General features: G+C 62.2%; 18 protein-coding genes. 12 read left to right on the top strand and 6 right to left on the bottom strand.

Going from position 1 to position 18,227, the window contains the following annotated elements; genetic code table 11:
* Nucleotides 1–50 precede the first annotated feature (50 nt).
* Nucleotides 51–1,571, bottom strand: coding sequence for an aldehyde dehydrogenase family protein (locus D109_RS0106815; RefSeq protein WP_003219398.1), 1,521 nt, complete (start codon nt 1,569–1,571; stop codon nt 51–53).
* Nucleotides 1,572–1,856: 285 nt separating this feature from the next.
* On the opposite strand from D109_RS0106815, the gene D109_RS0106810 reads away from it, so the two are divergent.
* From D109_RS0106810 to D109_RS0106795, 4 genes are all read left to right on the top strand, one after another.
* The gene (locus D109_RS0106810) at nt 1,857–3,761 is read left to right on the top strand and encodes a sigma-54-dependent Fis family transcriptional regulator (RefSeq protein ID WP_017476268.1); all 1,905 of its coding nucleotides are present in this window, start codon (nt 1,857–1,859) and stop codon (nt 3,759–3,761) included.
* A gap of 61 nt (nt 3,762–3,822) precedes the next feature.
* The gene (gene mpl, locus D109_RS0106805) at nt 3,823–5,172 is read left to right on the top strand and encodes a UDP-N-acetylmuramate:L-alanyl-gamma-D-glutamyl-meso-diaminopimelate ligase (protein WP_017476267.1); all 1,350 of its coding nucleotides are present in this window, start codon (nt 3,823–3,825) and stop codon (nt 5,170–5,172) included.
* Entirely contained in the window at nt 5,169–5,798 is a 630-nt protein-coding gene (gene ubiX, locus D109_RS0106800; protein WP_003219402.1) for a flavin prenyltransferase UbiX, read from the top strand. The genes mpl and ubiX overlap by 4 nt, the downstream gene beginning before the upstream one ends.
* Complete coding sequence (locus D109_RS0106795; protein WP_017476265.1) at nt 5,791–6,075, top strand: YceK/YidQ family lipoprotein; 285 nt, start codon at nt 5,791–5,793, stop codon at nt 6,073–6,075. Before ubiX ends, D109_RS0106795 begins: the two co-directional genes overlap by 8 nt.
* A 148-nt stretch (nt 6,076–6,223) precedes the next feature.
* Here D109_RS0106795 and D109_RS0106790 read toward each other — a convergent pair whose 3' ends face one another.
* The 3 genes from D109_RS0106790 to D109_RS0106780 all read right to left on the bottom strand — a co-directional run bounded on the left by D109_RS0106790 (nt 6,224) and on the right by D109_RS0106780 (nt 9,170).
* Entirely contained in the window at nt 6,224–6,865 is a 642-nt protein-coding gene (locus D109_RS0106790) for an oxidoreductase (protein WP_017476264.1), read from the bottom strand.
* Between the two features lie 28 nt (nt 6,866–6,893).
* Nucleotides 6,894–8,612: a C13 family peptidase gene (locus tag D109_RS0106785; protein WP_017476263.1), complete on the bottom strand. Its 1,719-nt coding sequence runs from the start codon at nt 8,610–8,612 to the stop codon at nt 6,894–6,896.
* Nucleotides 8,613–8,714: 102 nt separating this feature from the next.
* On the bottom strand, nt 8,715–9,170 hold the full coding sequence (locus tag D109_RS0106780) for a MaoC family dehydratase (RefSeq protein ID WP_017476262.1): 456 nt from the start codon (nt 9,168–9,170) through the stop codon (nt 8,715–8,717).
* 178 nt (nt 9,171–9,348) lie between these two features.
* Between D109_RS0106780 and D109_RS0106775 the strand changes: the two genes are divergently transcribed.
* The 3 genes from D109_RS0106775 to D109_RS0106765 are packed head-to-tail and all read left to right on the top strand — an operon-like array spanning nt 9,349 to nt 11,030.
* Nucleotides 9,349–9,702, top strand: coding sequence for a CidA/LrgA family protein (locus D109_RS0106775; protein WP_017476261.1), 354 nt, complete (start codon nt 9,349–9,351; stop codon nt 9,700–9,702).
* Nucleotides 9,699–10,415, top strand: a complete 717-nt coding sequence (locus D109_RS0106770; RefSeq protein WP_017476260.1) for an LrgB family protein — start codon at nt 9,699–9,701, stop codon at nt 10,413–10,415. The genes D109_RS0106775 and D109_RS0106770 overlap by 4 nt, the downstream gene beginning before the upstream one ends.
* Nucleotides 10,416–10,436: 21 nt before the next feature.
* A complete protein-coding gene (locus tag D109_RS0106765; protein ID WP_017476259.1) occupies nt 10,437–11,030 on the top strand; it encodes an LON peptidase substrate-binding domain-containing protein in 594 nt (197 codons plus the stop codon).
* On the opposite strand, the gene D109_RS0106760 is transcribed toward D109_RS0106765, so the two are convergent.
* Together D109_RS0106760 and D109_RS0106755 are read right to left on the bottom strand one after the other, a co-directional pair.
* A complete protein-coding gene (locus D109_RS0106760) occupies nt 11,024–12,340 on the bottom strand; it encodes a bifunctional DedA family/phosphatase PAP2 family protein (RefSeq protein ID WP_017476258.1) in 1,317 nt (438 codons plus the stop codon). The genes D109_RS0106765 and D109_RS0106760 overlap by 7 nt on opposite strands.
* 149 nt (nt 12,341–12,489) lie before the next feature.
* Nucleotides 12,490–13,173 (bottom strand): DNA-3-methyladenine glycosylase, encoded by a 684-nt coding sequence (locus tag D109_RS0106755; protein ID WP_017476257.1) that lies wholly within the window; start codon nt 13,171–13,173, stop codon nt 12,490–12,492.
* A 176-nt stretch (nt 13,174–13,349) separates the two neighbouring features.
* Here D109_RS0106755 and D109_RS0106750 point away from each other — a divergent pair, with 176 nt between their 5' ends.
* From D109_RS0106750 to mrdA, 5 genes are all read left to right on the top strand, one after another.
* Entirely contained in the window at nt 13,350–14,615 is a 1,266-nt protein-coding gene (locus D109_RS0106750) for a glutamate-5-semialdehyde dehydrogenase (RefSeq protein ID WP_026077823.1), read from the top strand.
* The gene (gene nadD / locus D109_RS0106745) at nt 14,615–15,259 is read left to right on the top strand and encodes a nicotinate-nucleotide adenylyltransferase (RefSeq protein ID WP_003215431.1); all 645 of its coding nucleotides are present in this window, start codon (nt 14,615–14,617) and stop codon (nt 15,257–15,259) included. The genes D109_RS0106750 and nadD overlap by 1 nt, the downstream gene beginning before the upstream one ends.
* Nucleotides 15,260–15,328: 69 nt before the next feature.
* Nucleotides 15,329–15,823 carry a ribosome silencing factor gene (gene rsfS, locus D109_RS0106740; RefSeq protein WP_003215432.1) on the top strand — a complete coding sequence of 165 codons (495 nt, stop codon included), beginning with the start codon at nt 15,329–15,331 and terminating at the stop codon, nt 15,821–15,823.
* 9 nt (nt 15,824–15,832) lie between these two features.
* A complete protein-coding gene (rlmH, locus tag D109_RS0106735) occupies nt 15,833–16,300 on the top strand; it encodes a 23S rRNA (pseudouridine(1915)-N(3))-methyltransferase RlmH (RefSeq protein WP_003185785.1) in 468 nt (155 codons plus the stop codon).
* A 15-nt stretch (nt 16,301–16,315) separates the two neighbouring features.
* A complete protein-coding gene (mrdA, locus tag D109_RS0106730; RefSeq protein ID WP_017476255.1) occupies nt 16,316–18,214 on the top strand; it encodes a penicillin-binding protein 2 in 1,899 nt (632 codons plus the stop codon).
* Nucleotides 18,215–18,227 lie beyond the last annotated feature (13 nt).

The raw sequence follows: 18,227 nt of genomic DNA, 5'->3' as shown, positions 1-18,227 counted from the left end.
GCCCGCTCCCACATTTTTATTGCATTTTAAATGTGGGAGCGGGTTGTGAGTTAGAAGAAGCCCAGCGGGTTGATGTCGTAGCTCACCAGCAGGTTTTTGGTCTGCTGATAGTGATCAAGCATCATCTTGTGAGTCTCACGGCCCACACCGGATTTCTTGTAACCGCCGAACGCGGCATGCGCCGGGTACAGGTGATAGCAGTTGGTCCACACACGCCCGGCCTTGATCGCCCGGCCCATGCGGTATGCGCGGTTGATGTCGCGGGTCCACAGGCCGGCACCCAGGCCGAACTCGGTGTCGTTGGCGATCGCCAGGGCTTCGGCTTCATCCTTGAACGTGGTGATGCTCACCACCGGGCCAAAGATTTCTTCCTGGAACACCCGCATCTTGTTGGTGCCTTTGAGCAGGGTCGGCTGGATGTAATAGCCGGTGGCCAGATCGCCGGTCAGCTTCTCGACCTTGCCACCGGTCAGCAGCTCGGCGCCTTCGCCCTTGGCGATTTCGAGGTAGGACAAAATCTTGTCGAATTGCTGCTCGGACGCCTGGGCGCCGACCATGGTGTCAGTGTCCAGCGGGTCGCCACGTTTGATCGACTCGACCTTCTTCATCACCACTTTCATGAAATCGTCGTAGATCGACTCTTCCACCAGCGCGCGGGAAGGGCAGGTGCACACTTCGCCCTGGTTGAAGAACGCCAGCACCAAACCTTCGGCGGCTTTCTCGATGAATTGCGGCTCGGCTTTCATGATGTCGGCGAAGAAGATGTTCGGCGACTTGCCGCCCAGCTCGACGGTGGACGGAATGATGTTCTCGGCGGCCGCATGCATGATGTGCGAGCCCACTGGCGTGGAGCCGGTGAAGGCGATCTTGGCGATGCGCTTGCTGGTGGCCAGGGCTTCGCCGGCTTCTTTGCCGTAGCCGTGCACCACGTTCAGTACGCCCGGCGGCAGCAGGTCGCCGATCAGTTCCATCAGCACGTTGATGCCCAGCGGGGTTTGCTCGGCAGGCTTGAGCACCACGCAGTTACCGGCGGCCAGGGCTGGCGCGAGTTTCCAGGCGGCCATCAGCAGCGGGAAGTTCCACGGGATGATCTGGCCGACCACCCCCAGCGGCTCGTGGAAGTGATAGGCGGCGGTGTGTTCGTTGATTTCGGCGCTGCTGCCTTCCTGGGCGCGGATGCAACCGGCGAAGTAGCGGAAGTGGTCAGCGGCCAGCGGGATGTCGGCGTTCAGGGTTTCACGCACGGCCTTGCCGTTGTCCCAGGTTTCGGTGATGGCCAGCAGTTCGAGGTTCTGTTCGATGCGGTCGGCGATTTTCAGCAGCACCAGCGAGCGGTCCTGGGCCGAGGTCTTGCCCCAGGCGTCAGCGGCAGCGTGGGCGGCGTCCAGGGCCTTGTCGATATCTTTGGCCGTGGAGCGCGGGAATTCGGCGATGGGCTTGCCGTTGACCGGCGAGGTATTGGTGAAATAGTTGCCATCGACCGGCGCGACAAATTCACCGCCGATGTAGTTGCCGTACTTGGCCTTGAACGAAACGATAGCGCCTTCAGTACCGGGGTGTGCGTAACGCATGGTGGGTATCTCCTGGCTTTTTTGTGTTTATTGGAGGACGCACGGTTGTGCTTGTTAAAGCGTAGAGCAAAGGTCGGGCCAGTGCCTCGTAGCGCCCGTAAATCAAGGGTTTAGAGGTTGTTGCAAACCGTTGCTGTGGCAGGCTTGGTACAGCCTGGGTGACAGTTTGTGCCACAAGCGGTACAGCCTGTGACCGGTGGGTCTGCCCGGGATTGCAATGGTCGGGAGGCTGGAGGATGCTGGGCACTCGCGCGCGGTAGTTCACGCAGGGAGAATAATAAGAACATGCAAAACGATCATTTCAGTCGCCATGCCCAGCAAGTCCTGACGGTCACCCGTGGCCAGGACCCGTTGCACGGCCCCGGCAGCGATCCGTCCATCGCCCGCTCCTGGCTGCGTTGCCTGGAGGACTATCACCTCGACCCCGCGCTGACCATCGCGCCCACGGTGCTCGAACATGGCCGCCTGCTGGAAAGTCGCGAACGCCTGCAACAAGTGTTGAGCATTGCCGGCAGCGAAATGAACAGCCTGCACCAACAGCTCTCCGGCGCTGGGCACGCGGTACTGCTGACCGACGCCCGTGGGGTGATCCTCAACTGCGTCACCGCCCCCAGCGAGCGCAAGATTTTCGAGCGTGCCGGGCTGTGGCTGGGCGCCGACTGGAGCGAGGCCTGTGAAGGCACCAATGGCATCGGCACCTGCCTGGTGGAGCGCCAGTCCCTGACGATTCATCGCGATGAACACTTCCGTGGCCGGCATACCGGCCTGACCTGCTCGGCCAGCCCGGTGTTCGACCCCCATGGCGAGCTGCTGGCGGTGCTGGATGTGTCTTCGGCCCGGGAAGCGGTGTCGCGCCAAAGCCAGTTCCACACCATGGCGCTGGTCAATCTTTCGGCGAAGATGATCGAGAGCTGTTACTTCCTGCGGCATTTTGAGCACCACTGGTTGCTGCGCTTTCATTTGCAGGCGGAGTCCGTGGGCCTGTTCAGCGAAGGGTTGCTGGCGTTCGATGGCGAAGGGCGCATTTGTGCGGTGAACCAGAGTGCGTTGAACCTGCTCGGGCAGATCCGTGGCGGCCTCTTGGGGCAGCCAGTGGAGGCGTTTTTCGATTGCTCCCTGGATGAGTTGCTCGGGCGTGCCAGCGCGAATGCCAGCGCCAGTTGGCCCCTGCGTACCCGCGATGGCCGTGGGTTGTTCGCGGTGTTGCGCGGCCAGCCTCGCAGCGTGCCGGCGCCGATTCCCCAGGCTTTGCCCGAGCGGCCTCGGTTGCCGGGCATTTGCCTGGGAGACGCGGCGTTGCAAAACGATTTCCGTAAGGGGTTACGTGTGTTTGAGCGCGACGTGCCGTTGCTGATCAATGGCGAAACCGGCTCCGGTAAGGAGGCATTTGCCAAGGCGGTGCACCATGCCAGCCTCCGGGCCGACAAAGCCTTTATTGCCCTGAACTGCGCGGCCATCCCGGAAAGCCTGATCGAGAGCGAGCTGTTCGGCTATCGCGGCGGCAGCTTCACCGGCGCCCGCAAGGAAGGTATGCGCGGCAAGCTGCAACAAGCCGACGGCGGCACGTTGTTTCTGGATGAAATCGGCGACATGCCCCTGGCGTTGCAAACCCGGCTGTTGAGAGTGTTGGAAGACCGACTTGTCGTGCCCATCGGCGGCGAGCCGCAGGCGGTGAACGTCAGAATCATCAGCGCCACCCACCGTAATTTGCTGGAGCGGGTAGAGGACGGCAGTTTTCGCGAAGACCTCTACTACCGGCTGAACGGTCTGGAAATCGCCCTGCCGCCGTTGCGGGAGCGCAGCGACAAGTCGCAGTTGCTGGACTTTCTGCTGGCGGAGGAGGCGGGCGACCAGTCGGTCTTGCTGGACGGTCCTGCGCGTCAGGCACTGCTGGCCTTTGCCTGGCCGGGCAATGTGCGGCAGTTGCGCACGGTATTGCGCACGTTGGCAGCGTTATGTGACGACGGGCGGGTTGGGTTTGGGGACTTGCCCGCGGTCATTCGTCAGGCGCGCCCGCAGCCTGTGATGGCGGACGAGCCTTCGGACTCGCCTCTGGACGACGCAGAGCGCCTGGCGCTGCTCAATGCCTTGGAGCAACAGCGCTGGCACATGAGCCACACGGCGGAGCAACTGGGGGTTAGCCGTAACACCTTGTATAGAAAACTGCGCAAACACGGGATCGCCCGTTAGCTAAAGGGTGCGATTTTTCCCACCCTACGCTAACCTGCCTCGATGTTTTACGAGGTCGACTATGCACATTCATATTCTCGGTATTTGCGGCACGTTCATGGGCTCGATGGCGGTCCTCGCCAAAGAACTGGGCCATCATGTTACTGGCTCCGATGCCAACGTATACCCACCCATGAGCACGCAACTGCAGGCCCAGGGCATTGAGCTGACCCAAGGCTACGACCCGGCGCAGTTCGACCCGGTCCCGGACCTGGTGGTGATCGGCAATGCCATGAGCCGCGGTAACCCGGCGGTCGAGTACGTACTGAATAAAGGTTTGCCTTACGTGTCTGGCCCGCAATGGCTGGCAGACCACGTGTTGCAAGGCCGTTGGGTGCTGGCGGTTGCCGGAACCCACGGCAAGACCACCACCAGCAGCATGCTGGCCTGGGTGCTGGAGCATGCGGGCATGAGCCCGGGCTTCCTGATCGGCGGCGTACCGCAGAATTTCTCGGTGTCGGCGCGCCTCGGCGATACCCCGTTCTTTGTCATCGAAGCCGATGAATATGACAGCGCGTTCTTCGACAAGCGTTCCAAGTTCGTTCACTACCGCCCGCGCACCGCGGTCCTGAACAACCTGGAGTTCGATCACGCGGATATCTTCCCCGATCTGGCGGCCATCGAGCGGCAGTTCCACCACTTGGTGCGCACAATTCCCAGCGAAGGCCTGGTGATTCACCCGACCACCGAGCCAGCCCTGCAGCGGGTCATCGAGATGGGCTGCTGGACTCCGGTACAAACCACCGGCGCGGGCGGCCAATGGCAGGTCAAGCTGCTGAGTGAAGACGGTTCAAAATTTGAAGTGCTGTTCGAAGGCGTCGCCCAAGGCATCGTCGATTGGGACATGACGGGCCAGCACAATGTCGCCAACGCCTTGGTCACCCTGGCGGCCGCGCGGCATGTCGGCGTGGTGCCATCCATGGGCATCGCTGCCTTGAGCGCATTCAAGAGCGTCAAGCGCCGTATGGAAAAGGTCGCCGAAGTGAATGGGATTACCATCTACGACGACTTTGCCCACCACCCGACGGCCATCGCCACCACCTTGGATGGCTTGCGCAAGCGCGTGGGTGACGCCCAGGTAATCGCGATTATCGAGCCACGCTCCAACTCCATGAAGCTGGGCGCCCACCGTGATGGTTTGCCGGAAAGCGTGAACGATGCAGACCAGGCTGTGTGGTATGCACCGGCCAACCTCGGCTGGGACTTGCCCGCCATCGCCGCGCTGTGCACCGTACCGTCGATTTGCTGCGACTCTCTGGACGGCATCATCGAGCACGTGAAGCACCAGGCCAAGCCCGGCACCCACGTGGTGATCATGAGCAACGGCGGCTTCGGCGGTCTGCACGGCAAACTCGCCGAGGCCCTCAAGTGAGCGGCCCGGAACGCGTCACCCTTGCGATGACCGGCGCGTCTGGCGCGCCCTATGGCTTGCGCCTGCTGGACTGCCTGGTGCGCGAAGACCGTGAGGTGCACTTCCTGATCTCCAAGGCCGCGCAACTGGTGCTGGCCACCGAGACCGATGTTGCGTTGCCGCCCAAGGTGCAGATGATGCAAGCCTTCCTCACCGAGTACACCGGTGCGGCGGCGGGGCAGATCAAGGTCTATGGCAAGGAAGACTGGATGTCGCCGGTGGCCTCGGGCTCCGGCGCGCCGGCCGCGATGGTGGTGGTGCCGTGCTCCACCGGGACCTTGTCGGCGATTGCCACGGGGGCCTGCAACAACCTGATCGAGCGCGCGGCGGACGTGACCTTGAAGGAGCGTCGCCAGTTGATACTGGTGCCGCGCGAAGCGCCGTATTCGAGCATCCACCTGGAGCACATGCTCAAGCTGTCGAACATGGGCGTGACCATCTTGCCGGCGTCGCCGGGCTTCTATCACCAGCCGCAGACCATCGATGACCTGGTGGACTTTGTGGTGGCGCGGATTCTCAACCTGCTGAACATTCCCCAGGACATGCTGCCGCGCTGGGGCGAGCACCATTTGAGCAGTGATGAATAAACTACTGATAGCCTTGCTGGCGCTGCAGCTGACGGGGTGCGCGACGGCGCGCACGCTGGACGCGGCGCAACCCGGTGCGCCGGTGGTGTATGCCGGGACGCGCCTGGATATGTATGCCATTCAGGGTGGGTGCTGCGCGATGGACCGCTTCGGAGCCGAGGCGCCGAGCTATCCCCATGTGGACCTGCCGGCCAGCGCGCTGCTCGACACGCTGCTGTTGCCGCTGTCGGTGCTGACGGTGTTGGGGGTTGGGTTTAACGCGACGGGCGGGCTCTAGTACTTAATATCAGGATTAACAGAAATCCAATGTGGGAGCGGGCTTGCTCGCGAATGCGCAGTGTCAGTCAATGCATCAGTGACTGATCCACCGCATTCGCGAGCAAGCCCGCTCCCACATCTTGATTGTGTTCGGCCTGGATTGCGGGTTACTTGCCGAGCTTGCGCAGCTCATCCGACTCCACAACCCGCACCCCATTCTGCTCTTCCAGCGCCAGCCGCCACATTGCCCGCGCCAGTTCACACACTTCAATACCGTGATACTTACCCGGAATCAGCCGCGACAACGGCCCGGCCAGTTGCTCGGCCAGGCGTGGCTCCAACCGCTCACCCAGCAAAAGCGAAGGCCGCACGATGGTCAACTGCGGCCAATCCTGAGCCTTCAGCGCCTGTTCCATCTCGCCCTTGACCCGGTTGTAGAAGATCGAGGATTTCGGGTCGGCACCAATCGCGCTGATCACGATCAGGTGCCGCGCCCCCATTTCCCGGGCGCGCTTGGCAAAGGCCACAACCATGTCCAGGTCGACGGCGCGGAAGGCTGCTTCGGAACCGGCCTGTTTGATGGTGGTGCCCAGGCAGCAGAAGGCGATGTCCACCTGGCCGCTCAACTGCGGCAGGAACACCGCCGGGTCGCCCACCGGGTTTTCCAGGTGTGGATGCTCCGCCAGCGGCTTGCGGCTGGGCGCCAGCACCCGGGTCACGGTCGGCTCGTTGAGCAGACGGTCCAGCAGGTGCTCCCCGGTCAGGCCGGTCGCTCCGGCGAGCAAGATATGCTGAGGCGTCAGGTACATGGTGTTTCCCCCTTTATACAGATTCAGCTTAGTTGCTCTTGGCTTCCTTGCTATTCATTGAGACGCTTTCGAGCGCCTTTCGTGCCTGCTGTTTGCGTAATAATTGCCAATGGGCGATCACGCCTTTGGGGGCCCAGATCTGCGGTTCGGAGGCTTCGAAGTTGTCCGCCTGTTCGCGTTCGGCCACGTGGGTCTGCGCCAGCTTGAAGGCTTGCTGCAAATCGTCGGTCTGGTTGAAGGCCTGGGCGAAGAGGGCGTCGCCGAAGTAGGTGAAATCAGCCTCTTCAGAGCAGCCGAACGACACGCGGTCGGCCCGCGAGGCGGTCATGATCAGGGTGTGTTCGTCTTTCAGGGCCGGGATGAACCCGCCGGAGTAGCAGGCCGAAATCACGATGATCTTGTCGCGGTTTTTCAGCGGTGCCAGCACGGCGGCCAGTTCATCGGCCGGCAGGTCGGCCAGCTCCATGCGCGGCTGGTCGAGCACCAGTTCGTGTTCGTGGGTGCCGTGGCTGGTCAGGTAGATGAACACCAGGTCTTGCGGGCCACTGCGTTCGGCCAGGGTCTGCACCGCACGGCGCAGGCTTTCACGAGTGGCCATCGGGCGGTCGGCGATATGGTCGCGATGGTTCACCAGGCGAATCTGGCCATAGGCGCCGAAGCGGGTGGCGAGCATGTTGCTGACGTAGTCGGCTTCACGCAGGAATACGCTTTGTTTGCCGTCGCCGGCCACCACCAGGCTGTACAGCTCCACGCCCGATTTGGACGCGGGCACGGCGGCGAGGGCCTCATCCAGTAAGCGACCCTGGGCAAACAGGCCGATCTCCAATGGGTCAGGCAATAATTTGCCATCGGCGTCGCGCACCCGCATGCCGTTGACCCAGGTGCCAGCCTGCACGGTGCCATCGGCGAGCACCAGGGTGCCGCGCCCTTGATAGCTGTCGCTGTCGAAGCCGCCAATATAAAAGCTGCCGTCGGTGAGGTTCAGGCGGCCGGTGCCTGTGAAGCGCCAGTCAACGAATTGGCCGACGTAGTGGCTGCCGTCGACACCGATCAGTTCGCCCTTGCCGCTGAGGGCGCCTTCCTTGAATTCGCCGATCCACACGTCGCCGTCGGCGTTTTCATAACGGCCCTTGCCGTTGAGCTGGTTCTGTTTGAAATGGCCGATGTACATGTCGCCGTCGGCGCTGTTGAAGGTACCGTTGCCCTCCAACTGGCCATCGACGAAGTGGCCGCTGAACTGGTTGCCGCTGTCGTCGTTGCGCTGGCCTTCGCCGTTGGGCTTGCCGTGGGCGAACTGGCCCTGGTACTGGCTGCCGTCGGCCAGTTCGAGACGGCCGAGACCGGAATACTGGTCGTCCTTGAATTCGCCGCGATAGGTCATCTGCCCTTCTTTGAGGGTGCCTTCGCCGTTGCGCTTGCCTTGTTTGAACCCGCCGACGTAGCTGTTAGCCGCCGTGGTCAGGCTGCCCTGGCCGTCGAACAGGCCTTGCTGGAACTGGCCTTTATAGACTTCGCCATTGCTGCCATGCCACTCACCCTGGCCGTGCCATTGGCCTTTATCAAACTGGCCGGCGTACCAGCTGCCGTTGGGGTAGTCCACTCGGCCCTGGCCTTGCAGCAAGCCATTGACCACATCGCCACGGTAACGACCGCCATCGGGCAGCCGCGCATCGGGCGGCAACAGCGATTCGCCGTCGCCGCACGCGGAGAGCAACAGGACAAGAGCAAGGGGAGCGAGTGGGCGCATAGCGGGATCCGGATAATTGAGCGCCGAGTATGCCGCAGCTGCGAGATCTATACATAAATTTACATGAATTGTGGTGAGCAGGCGGGCTCACCACAGCCAGGCTCAGACGAAGCAGAGTGACAACGACTCGGCTATATACGCCGGTTTCTCCTGGCCATCGATTTCCAGGGTGCAGGTGGCCTTAAGCAGCCATTGCCCGGGTTTTTTCTCGGTGGCGTCGGTGAGGGTCACGGCCAGGCGCACTTTGGAGTCGACCTTCACCGGCTGGATGAAGCGCACGCTGTCCAGGCCATAGTTGACGGCCATTTTCAGGCCTTCGGGCATGATCAGGATGTCTTCGATCAGCTTGGGTATCAGCGACAGCGACAGGAAACCGTGGGCGATGGTGCTGCCAAACGGCGTCTTGGCGGCTTTCACCGGGTCGACGTGGATGAACTGAAAATCGCCGGTGGCCTCCGCGAACAGGTTGATGCGCTCCTGGTCGATGGTGAGCCATGCGGAACGTCCCAGTTCCTTGCCGACATAATCCTTGAGTTGCTCTACGGGTACTGAGGGCATTGCGACTCTCCTTCTTTGCTCGGTTGGCTTCATCGTTTTGTATTTTTGGACAGGTCCAGAGAACCAATGTAGATCATCATGGGCACTTGGCCCGGTCAACCCACCATGCTTTTGGCGAATGCCGTTCCATAGAGGCGGCGTGCTTATAATGCCGACACGCTTTTGGGGGGAAGAACGGATGCTGTTACGCGGTCTGACATGGCTGGTGCTGTTTCAATTGCTCGGCACGGCGATCAATCATTTGTTTGTCCCGGTGTTGCCGGGGCCGATTATCGGGCTGCTGTTGATGCTGGCCTTCCTGGTGTGGCGCGGTGAAGTCGGTGAGCCCTTGAGCCTGGCGGCCAGCAGTCTGCTGCGTTATCTGCCGTTGCTGCTGGTGCCACCTGCGGTCGGCGTGATGGTGTATGCCAAGGACATCGCCGCCGACTTCTGGGCCATCGTCGGCGCGTTGGTGTTGTCGCTGGTGATCGCCATGGGCTTTGTCGGCGTGCTGATGCAGCAGATGGTCAAGCGCAAGGAGAAGGATCAATGATCTTCGACTGGCACGGCGCGTGGACGGCGGTCATTCATCACCCGCTGTTCGGCATCGGCATCACCCTCGGCGCCTATCAGCTGGTGCTGGCGGGCTTCGAGAAAACCCGCTGGATTTTCCTGCAGCCGGTGCTGGTGTCGATGCTGCTGGTGATCGGCGTGTTGCTCAGTTGCGGCCTGACCTACGTCGAGTACCGCAAGAGCACCGAGATCATGAGCATTCTGCTGGGACCGGCGACGGTGGCACTGGCGGTGCCGCTTTACCTGAATCTGCGACGGATTCGCCAATTGTTCTGGCCAATTTTTACTACGCTGGTGGTGGGAGGCGTATTGGCTACCGGCCTGTGCGTGCTGTTGGGCTGGTGGTTTGGCGCTGAACACATGATGCTGATGACCATGGCGCCCAAGTCCGTGACATCGCCGATTGCAATGCTGGTGGCCGAGCAAATCGGCGGCGTGGCGGCATTGGCGGCGGTGTTTGTGCTGATCACCGGGGTGATCGGCGCGATGATCGGGCCGGCGTATTTGTCGCGCCTGGGCGTGCACAGCCCCGAGGCGCGCGGCATGGCGTTGGGCATGACCGCCCACGCCGTGGGTACCTCGGTGGCCTTGCAGGAAAGCGAAGAGACCGGCGCCTTTGCGGCGTTGGCCATGAGTTTGATGGGCGTGGCCACGGCGGTGTTCTTGCCGTTGGCCGTGTCGCTGGTTATTTAAGTCGGGTTTAAGGAAACCTTTATGAGTCTGGCGCTTTTCCCGCTCAATACCGTGCTGTTTCCCGGGTGCACCCTCGACCTGCAATTGTTCGAGGCGCGCTACCTGGACATGATCAGCCGCTGCATGAAAAAGGGCGAAAGCTTTGGCGTGGTGTGCATCCTCGACGGCAAGGAGGTCGGGCTGGCGCCGGATGGCTACGCGTTGATTGGCTGCGAAGCGCTGATCCGCGACTTCAAGCAGCAGGACAATGGCCTGCTGGGGATTCGGGTCGAGGGCGGTCGGCGCTTCCGTGTGCGTGATGCCGGTGTGCAGAAAGACCAACTGCTGGTGGCTGAGGTGCAATGGCTGGACGAACATCCCGAGCAGCCCCTGGAAGAGGAAGACGCCGACTTGTTGGCGTTGCTCCATGCTCTGGCCGAGCACCCGATGGTGGCGTCCCTGGACATGGGCACCCACGCCGATGGCCAGCAGGCCTTGGCCAATCAGTTGGCCTACCTGCTGCCCTTTACCGAAGCCGACAAGATCGACCTGCTGCAACTCGATGACCCGCAACAGCGGCTGGATGCGATTCAGCTATTACTGGATGAGCTGCAAGGTGAATTGTTTACTCAGTAGGCGTACCTGAGCAGCGCGTGAGAGGTGCCGGTAAACGCAATGAACCCGAGTACCGCGCCACACACCGGCAAGATCAGCCACCAGACTTTCGGCGGCATCGGTGGCAGCGGGCTGCGGTGCTGGCTTAACGTCAGGCTGAAGGCGCAGACCGTCATTGCCAGCAGAGTGCCGGCCAGAATGTCTGTTGGCCAATGCGCGCCCAGGTAGACCCGGGAGATGGCGATGGTGGCGGCGGGGATGCAGCCGAGCACCAGCCAGGTCAGGCGCAGGCGGGTCGGCTGACCACGGCCGGCCAGCACTGCCAATGCCAGGAAGAATGCGAACGAGCCGGACGCATGGCCGCTGGGCATGCTGAAGCTGGTGAGCGGGTCGGTCAGCACTTCAGGGCGCATCCGCGCAAAAAACAGTTTGGTGCCGGTATTGATCAGCGCAGCGCCCAGCAGGGTGGCGCCGACAAAGATTGCCTGGCGCCATTGCCGCGCCACTACCAGCAGGCCGGTCAACACGGCGCTGGCTACAAACATCTTCTTGAACTCGCCGAGCTGGGTCACCATCACCATCGCCCGATCAATCGCCGGGCCGCGGTGTTCCTGCACCAGCGCCATCAAGCCTTGGTCAAAGTCGTTCAGGTAGGGATAGCCGATAAACAGCGCGAGCAGCAATGTGCCGCCGATGCAGCCAATCCACAGGGTGGCGCGTCGGTGGCCGCGCAGGCTGCTGTTGAGGCTCACGCCGATCAGCACCGCCAGGCTCGCGGCGACAATCCCGGCCTCCGGCCAGAAACCTTCGGGCAGTGGCAGGCGGAAGGCTGCGCCGGTGGCCCAGCCCGGCAGCAGATACGCCACCGACCATCCCGCGCCGGCCAGCAGGCTCACGGCAGCAAAGCGTGGGAAGGGCATGTCGCACATGCCCGCAACCATCGGCAACATCGGCCGCAGCGGGCCAATAAAGCGTCCTACCAGCAGGCTCGCAATGCCGTATTTGTGGAAGTAAGTCTCAGCGCCGCTCATCCATTCAGGGTGATGCCGCAGGCCGGGCAGGCGCCGGATGTTCTGGTGGAAATGACGACCGAGGAAGTAGGAAGCCACATCGCCCACCACGCCACCGAGGAAGCCCAGCAACAGGGTTTCCCCCAGGGACAGTGCGCCGCTGCCGGCCAGTGCGGCGATGGCAAACAGCAACACCGTGCCCGGTACGATCAGGCCGGCAATGGCCAGGCACTCCACGCACGCCACGATAAACACCGCCACGGCCAGCCATTGCGGGTTCAGGGTCAGCCAGCCGGTAATGCCATCGAGCCATGGGCCCATACAATCAAACTCCCTTTGTGAATATTGCCTCCTCTGTAGGAGCGAGCTTGCTCGCGAAGGTCGTTAACGCTAACGCGGGCTATCTGGTTTAGCGCGGCGCTCTCGGGTGCTTCGCGAGCAAGCCCGCTCCTACAGGGGGCTAGTGTGTTTCAAATCAAAAAATAGTCGCGGCCTTCGACCTGGCCCCGGCGCAGCGGGTTCCGTGTGCAATACGGCGCATAACCGGCATCCACGAAGCGGTACATCAGGTGTTCATCGCGTCCGCCGGGGATGCCCAGCCGGGTGGTCTGGATGATTTGCGCCGGCGCCAGCCCCACGTCTTCCACGTAGAGCCGCTCCTGGTCAAAGCGCTTGGCATCCCACATCGGTACCTTCAAACCCAGCGCCTTGCACAGCAAGGTCTGGCCGGCACACAGCTTTTGCGAGGGGCGCGGCTTGCCGCTGGCATCCGGGTTGTTCAATAGCATCTGCGCCAGGCTGGCCGGGCCAGACACTTCGTCGACCCACGGATAGGCCGATTTGATCAGCACCGCATTGCCCGGGCCGTGGGCGCTGAAGTTCAGCGAGTCACCGCCACGGGCGTAGTACATATAGATGTGGCCGCCATCCAGAAACAAAGCCTTACGCTTTTCTGTGTAGCCGAGGGACGCGTGGCTGCCTTTTTCGGCGAGGTAATAGGCTTCGGTTTCGATAATTCGCGCCGACAGCCACAAATCGCCGACACGATGGCGAATGACTTTTCCCAGTAGTTCGCGCGCGAGCAGTTGCGCGTCACGGTCGAAAAAGCCGTCGGGCAGGGCGTTGGCGAGGATCAGTGGCGAAAAACTGGACATGGCGATCAAAGGTAATACGGCTAAATGTGACAGGATGATAACAACTCCAGCCTTAATTCCCGCTGAACGTCGGGTTTTTGCAGTTCATTTCGACCATCCGCCCCTCACCGCTGTCCGTAGGACGGCGTCACAGCTATAATCTGCCGCTTTCCTCTTTGCCAAGACCCCACCAGACCATGACTGAGTCCGTTCTTGACTACATGACCCGCCTGGGTCGCGCTGCCCGTCAGGCTTCGCGGTTGATCGCCCGTGCGAGCACTGCGCAGAAGAACCGCGCCTTGCTGGCGGCCGCCGACGCTCTGGATGCCTCGCGCTCCGAGCTGACCGCTGCCAACGAGCAAGACCTGGCCAACGGTCGGGCCAATGGTCTGGAGCCTGCATTGCTGGATCGCCTGGCGCTGACGCCGGCGCGCATCGACGACATGATCGAAGGTTTGCGTCAGGTGGCCAAGCTGCCTGACCCCATCGGTGAAATCCGCGACATGCGCTACCTGCCCTCGGGTATCCAGGTGGGCAAGATGCGCGTGCCCCTGGGCGTGATCGGCATCATCTATGAGTCCCGCCCGAACGTGACCATCGACGCCGCGAGCCTGTGCCTCAAGTCCGGCAATGCCACCATCCTGCGGGGCGGTTCCGAGGCCATCAATTCCAACCGTGCCATCGCCGCGTGCATTCAGCAGGGCCTGGCCGTGGCCGAGCTGCCGGCCGAAGTGGTGCAAGTGGTCGAGACCACCGACCGCGCCGCCGTTGGCGCGCTGATCACCATGCCTGAATTCGTCGACGTGATCGTGCCGCGCGGCGGCAAGAGCCTGATCGAGCGCGTGAGCCGTGATGCCAAGGTGCCCGTTATCAAGCACCTGGATGGCGTCTGCCACGTGTTCATCGACATCGCCGCCGACCTCGACAAGGCGATCCGCATTGCCGACAACGCCAAGACCCATCGCTACGCCCCGTGCAACACCATGGAAACCCTGTTGGTGCACGCCGGCATTGCCGATCGCGTGCTGCCGCCGCTGGCTGCCATCTACCGCGACAAGGGCGTTGAACTGCGTGGCTGCGAACGTACCCGGGCGATCCTCGGCAGCGACGTGATCGAAGCCACCGAGCAAGACTGGTACACCGAATACACGGCGCCGATCCTGTCGATTCGCATCGTCGACGACCTGGACCAGGCCATCGAACACATCAACCAATACGGCTCCAAGCACACCGACGCCATTGTCACCGAGCATTTCAGCGACGCCCGACGTTTCCTCAACGAAGTGGATTCCGCTTCGGTGATGGTCAACGCTTCGACGCGCTTCGCCGACGGCTTCGAGTATGGCCTGGGGGCGGAGATCGGTATCTCCACCGACAAGCTCCACGCACGCGGCCCGGTTGGCCTGGAAGGGCTGACCAGCGAGAAGTACGTGGTGTTCGGTGACGGTCATGTGCGCACTTGATGGGTAAACGCATCGGGCTGCTCGGCGGCACCTTCGACCCCGTGCACATCGGCCATTTGCGCAGCGCGCTGGAAGTCGCGGACGCCCTCGGGCTGGATGAGCTGCGCCTGGCACCGAACGCCCGGCCGCCCCATCGCGACACGCCGCAGGTCTCTGCGCAGCAACGCCTGGAGATGGTTCGCCTCGCGGTGGCCGGCATTGCACCGCTGGTGGTGGACGACCGCGAACTCAAGCGCGACAAACCGTCCTACACTGTCGACACCCTGGAACTGATGCGGGCCGAGTTGGCCGCGGATGACCAGTTATTTCTACTTTTGGGCTGGGACGCGTTTTGCGGCCTGCCCACTTGGCACCGCTGGGAAGAGTTGCTCCAGCATTGCCACATCCTGGTGCTGCAACGCCCGGATGCCGACGCAGAATCGCCGGATGCCTTGCGCAACCTGCTGGCAGCGCGGTCGGTAAGTGACCCTTTGGCCCTGACCGGGCCGAGCGGGAATATTGCATTCGTCTGGCAAACCCCGCTTGCGGTGTCTGCCACCCAGATCCGTCAACTGCTGGCCAGCGGGAAGTCGGTACGTTTCCTGGTGCCTGACGCGGTCCTGGCCTACATCGATGCGCACGGGCTTTACCGTGCGTCGAACTGAAAAGGCGCGCTTGAACGCACGAACAGTCGTGCAGCGAGCGCCCGAACATACGAGCAAAACGAGTTTTATATGACGAACAAAGACGTAAGCAAAGTTAAGCGCAAAGGCACGTTCAAGAGCGCTCCTCTGCCAGTAGAAGCCCACACCGGCCCTGAGCTGGCCGGCGAAGAGCTGGTCAAGGTTGCCGTGGCTGCCCTGGAAGACGTGAAGGCTCAGGACATTCAAGTCCTGGACGTGCGCGACAAGCAGAGCATCACCGACTTCATGATCATCGCCACCGGTACCTCCAACCGCCAGATCGGCGCGATGCTGGACAAGGTTCGCGAAGCGGTCAAAGCCCAGGGCGTCAAGCCATTGGGTGAAGAAGGCAAGGGCGACAGCGACTGGGTACTGTTGGACATGGACGACGTGATCGTTCACATGATGACCAGCAACGCCCGTCAGTTCTACGACCTGGAGCGTCTGTGGAAAGGCGCCGAGCAGAGCCGTGCCGCGGATGGCAAGCACCACAGCCCTGAAGTCGGCCACGCGCACTTCGACAAGCTCAACAAAGACCAGGAATAAGGAACGGCTGTGCGCCTGCGTCTGATCGCTGTCGGTTCACGCATGCCCAAGTGGGTGGAAGAAGGCTGGCATGAATATGCCAAGCGCCTGCCATCCGAATTGGCGCTGGAACTGGTGGAAATACCGCTCAACACCCGGGGCAAGAATGCCGACGTGGCCCGCTTTATCCGTCAGGAAGGCGAAGCCATGCTGGCCAAGGTCGGGCCCAACGAGCGGATCGTGACCCTCGAAGTGCACGGCAAGCCCTGGAGCACCGAGCAGTTGGCGGTGGAACTGGATCGCTGGCGCCTGGATTCGCGCACGGTCAACTTCATGGTCGGCGGCCCCGAGGGGCTGGCGCCGGAAGTGTGTGCGAGGGCGGATCAGCGCTGGTCGCTGTCGCCCCTGACACTGCCGCACCCGCTGGTAAGAATTCTGATCGGTGAACAGCTGTATCGCGCCTGGACAGTTCTGTCCGGGCACCCTTACCACAAATAATCTGCGCCCTGCCTGATGACCCAGCCGATCCGCATCAAGGACCACGAGAAAGACGCACGTCTTGTACGCGCGCGGGTGGTGTTTGGCGCGATTTTGGTGGTGACGTTACTGGGGGTGCTGATTGCGCGCCTGTATTTCCTGCAGGTGATCCAGTACGACTATCACTCCACATTGTCGGAAAACAACCGGGTGCACGTGCAGCCGATTCCGCCGACCCGTGGGCTGATTTTCGACCGCAATGGCGTGGTGGTCGCGGATAACCGGCCCAGCTTCAGCCTGAGCATGACCCGCGAACGTTCCGGCGATTGGCAGCAGATCCTCGATGTGATCGTCGAGGTGCTGCAACTGACGCCGGAAGACCGGGTGATCTTCGAGAAACGCATGAAGCAGGGGCGCCGGCCGTTTGAGCCGGTGCCGATCCTGTTCGAGCTGACCGAAGAGCAGATCGCCCGGATCGCGGTGAACCAGTTCCGACTGCCAGGTGTGGAAGTGGTGGCGCAGTTGGTGCGGCATTACCCGCAAGGGGCGCACTTCGCGCATTCGGTCGGCTACATGGGCCGAATCAACGAGAAAGAGCTCAAGACCCTCGACCCGGTCAACTACAGCGGCACCCACCATATCGGCAAGACCGGCATCGAGCGTTTCTACGAGCCGGAACTGCACGGCCAGGTGGGTTACGAGGAAGTCGAGACCAACGCCCGAGGCCGCGTGCTGCGGGTGCTCAAGCGCACCGACCCGGTGCCCGGCAAGGACATCGTGCTGAGCCTGGACATCAAGTTGCAGGAAGCGGCGGAGATGGCCCTGGGCGGGCGTCGGGGTGCCGTGGTGGCGCTGGACCCGAGCACGGGCGAAGTGTTGGCGATGGTCAGTCAGCCCAGTTTTGACCCGAACCTGTTTGTCACCGGGATCAGCTTCAAGGCCTACGCCGAGCTGCGGGATTCCATTGACCGGCCGCTGTTCAACCGCGTGCTGCGCGGCCTGTATCCACCAGGCTCGACCATCAAGCCGGCGGTGGCCATTGCCGGCCTGGACTCGGGTGTGGTCACGGCGTCGAGTCGCGTGTTCGACCCCGGCTACTACATGCTGCCCAACTACGATCACAAATACCGTAACTGGAACCGTACCGGCGACGGCTATGTGGACCTGGACACGGCGATCATGCGGTCCAACGACACCTACTTCTACGACCTGGCCCACAAGCTGGGGATTGATCGGCTGTCGGAGTACATGGGTAAATTCGGCCTCGGTCAGAAAGTCTCCCTGGACATGTTCGAAGAATCCCCGGGCCTGATGCCGTCCCGCGAGTGGAAGCGAGCAACCCGTCGTCAGGCGTGGTTCCCGGGTGAAACCCTGATTCTGGGGATCGGCCAGGGCTATATGCAGGCCACGCCGCTGCAACTGGCCCAGGCCACTGCGTTGGTGGCCAACAAGGGTGTATGGAACCGTCCGCACCTGGCCAAGACCATCGAGGGTGAACGCCCGGTGGATGAAAACCCGATTCCCGATATTGTGCTGCGCGACCCGTCCGACTGGATCAAGGTCAACCACGGCATGCAGCAAGTGATGCACGGCGCCCGGGGTACCGCGCGTAAAGCGGCGGTCGGCGCGCAATACCGGATTGCCGGTAAGAGCGGTACGGCCCAAGTGGTCGCGATCAAGCAGGGCGAGAAGTACGACCGCTCCAAGGTTCAGGAGCGCCACCGTGACCACGCCTTGTTCGTCGGTTTTGCCCCGGCCGACAACCCGAAGATCGTCGTGGCGGTGATGGTCGAGAACGGTGAGTCCGGTTCCGGCGTGGCAGCGCCCGTGGTGCGTCAAGTCATGGATGCCTGGCTGTTGACCGAAGACGGCAAGCTCAAGCCCGAATATGGCGGCACCCCATCCAGCGTGGAGGCTACGGCCCGTGAAGAGTAATTTTGACCGCATC

The sequence above is a fragment of the Pseudomonas sp. PAMC 26793 genome (genome assembly GCF_000313235.1).
Taxonomy (GTDB): domain Bacteria; phylum Pseudomonadota; class Gammaproteobacteria; order Pseudomonadales; family Pseudomonadaceae; genus Aquipseudomonas; species Aquipseudomonas yamanorum.
This window is presented reverse-complemented; position numbering and strand designations above follow the sequence as displayed.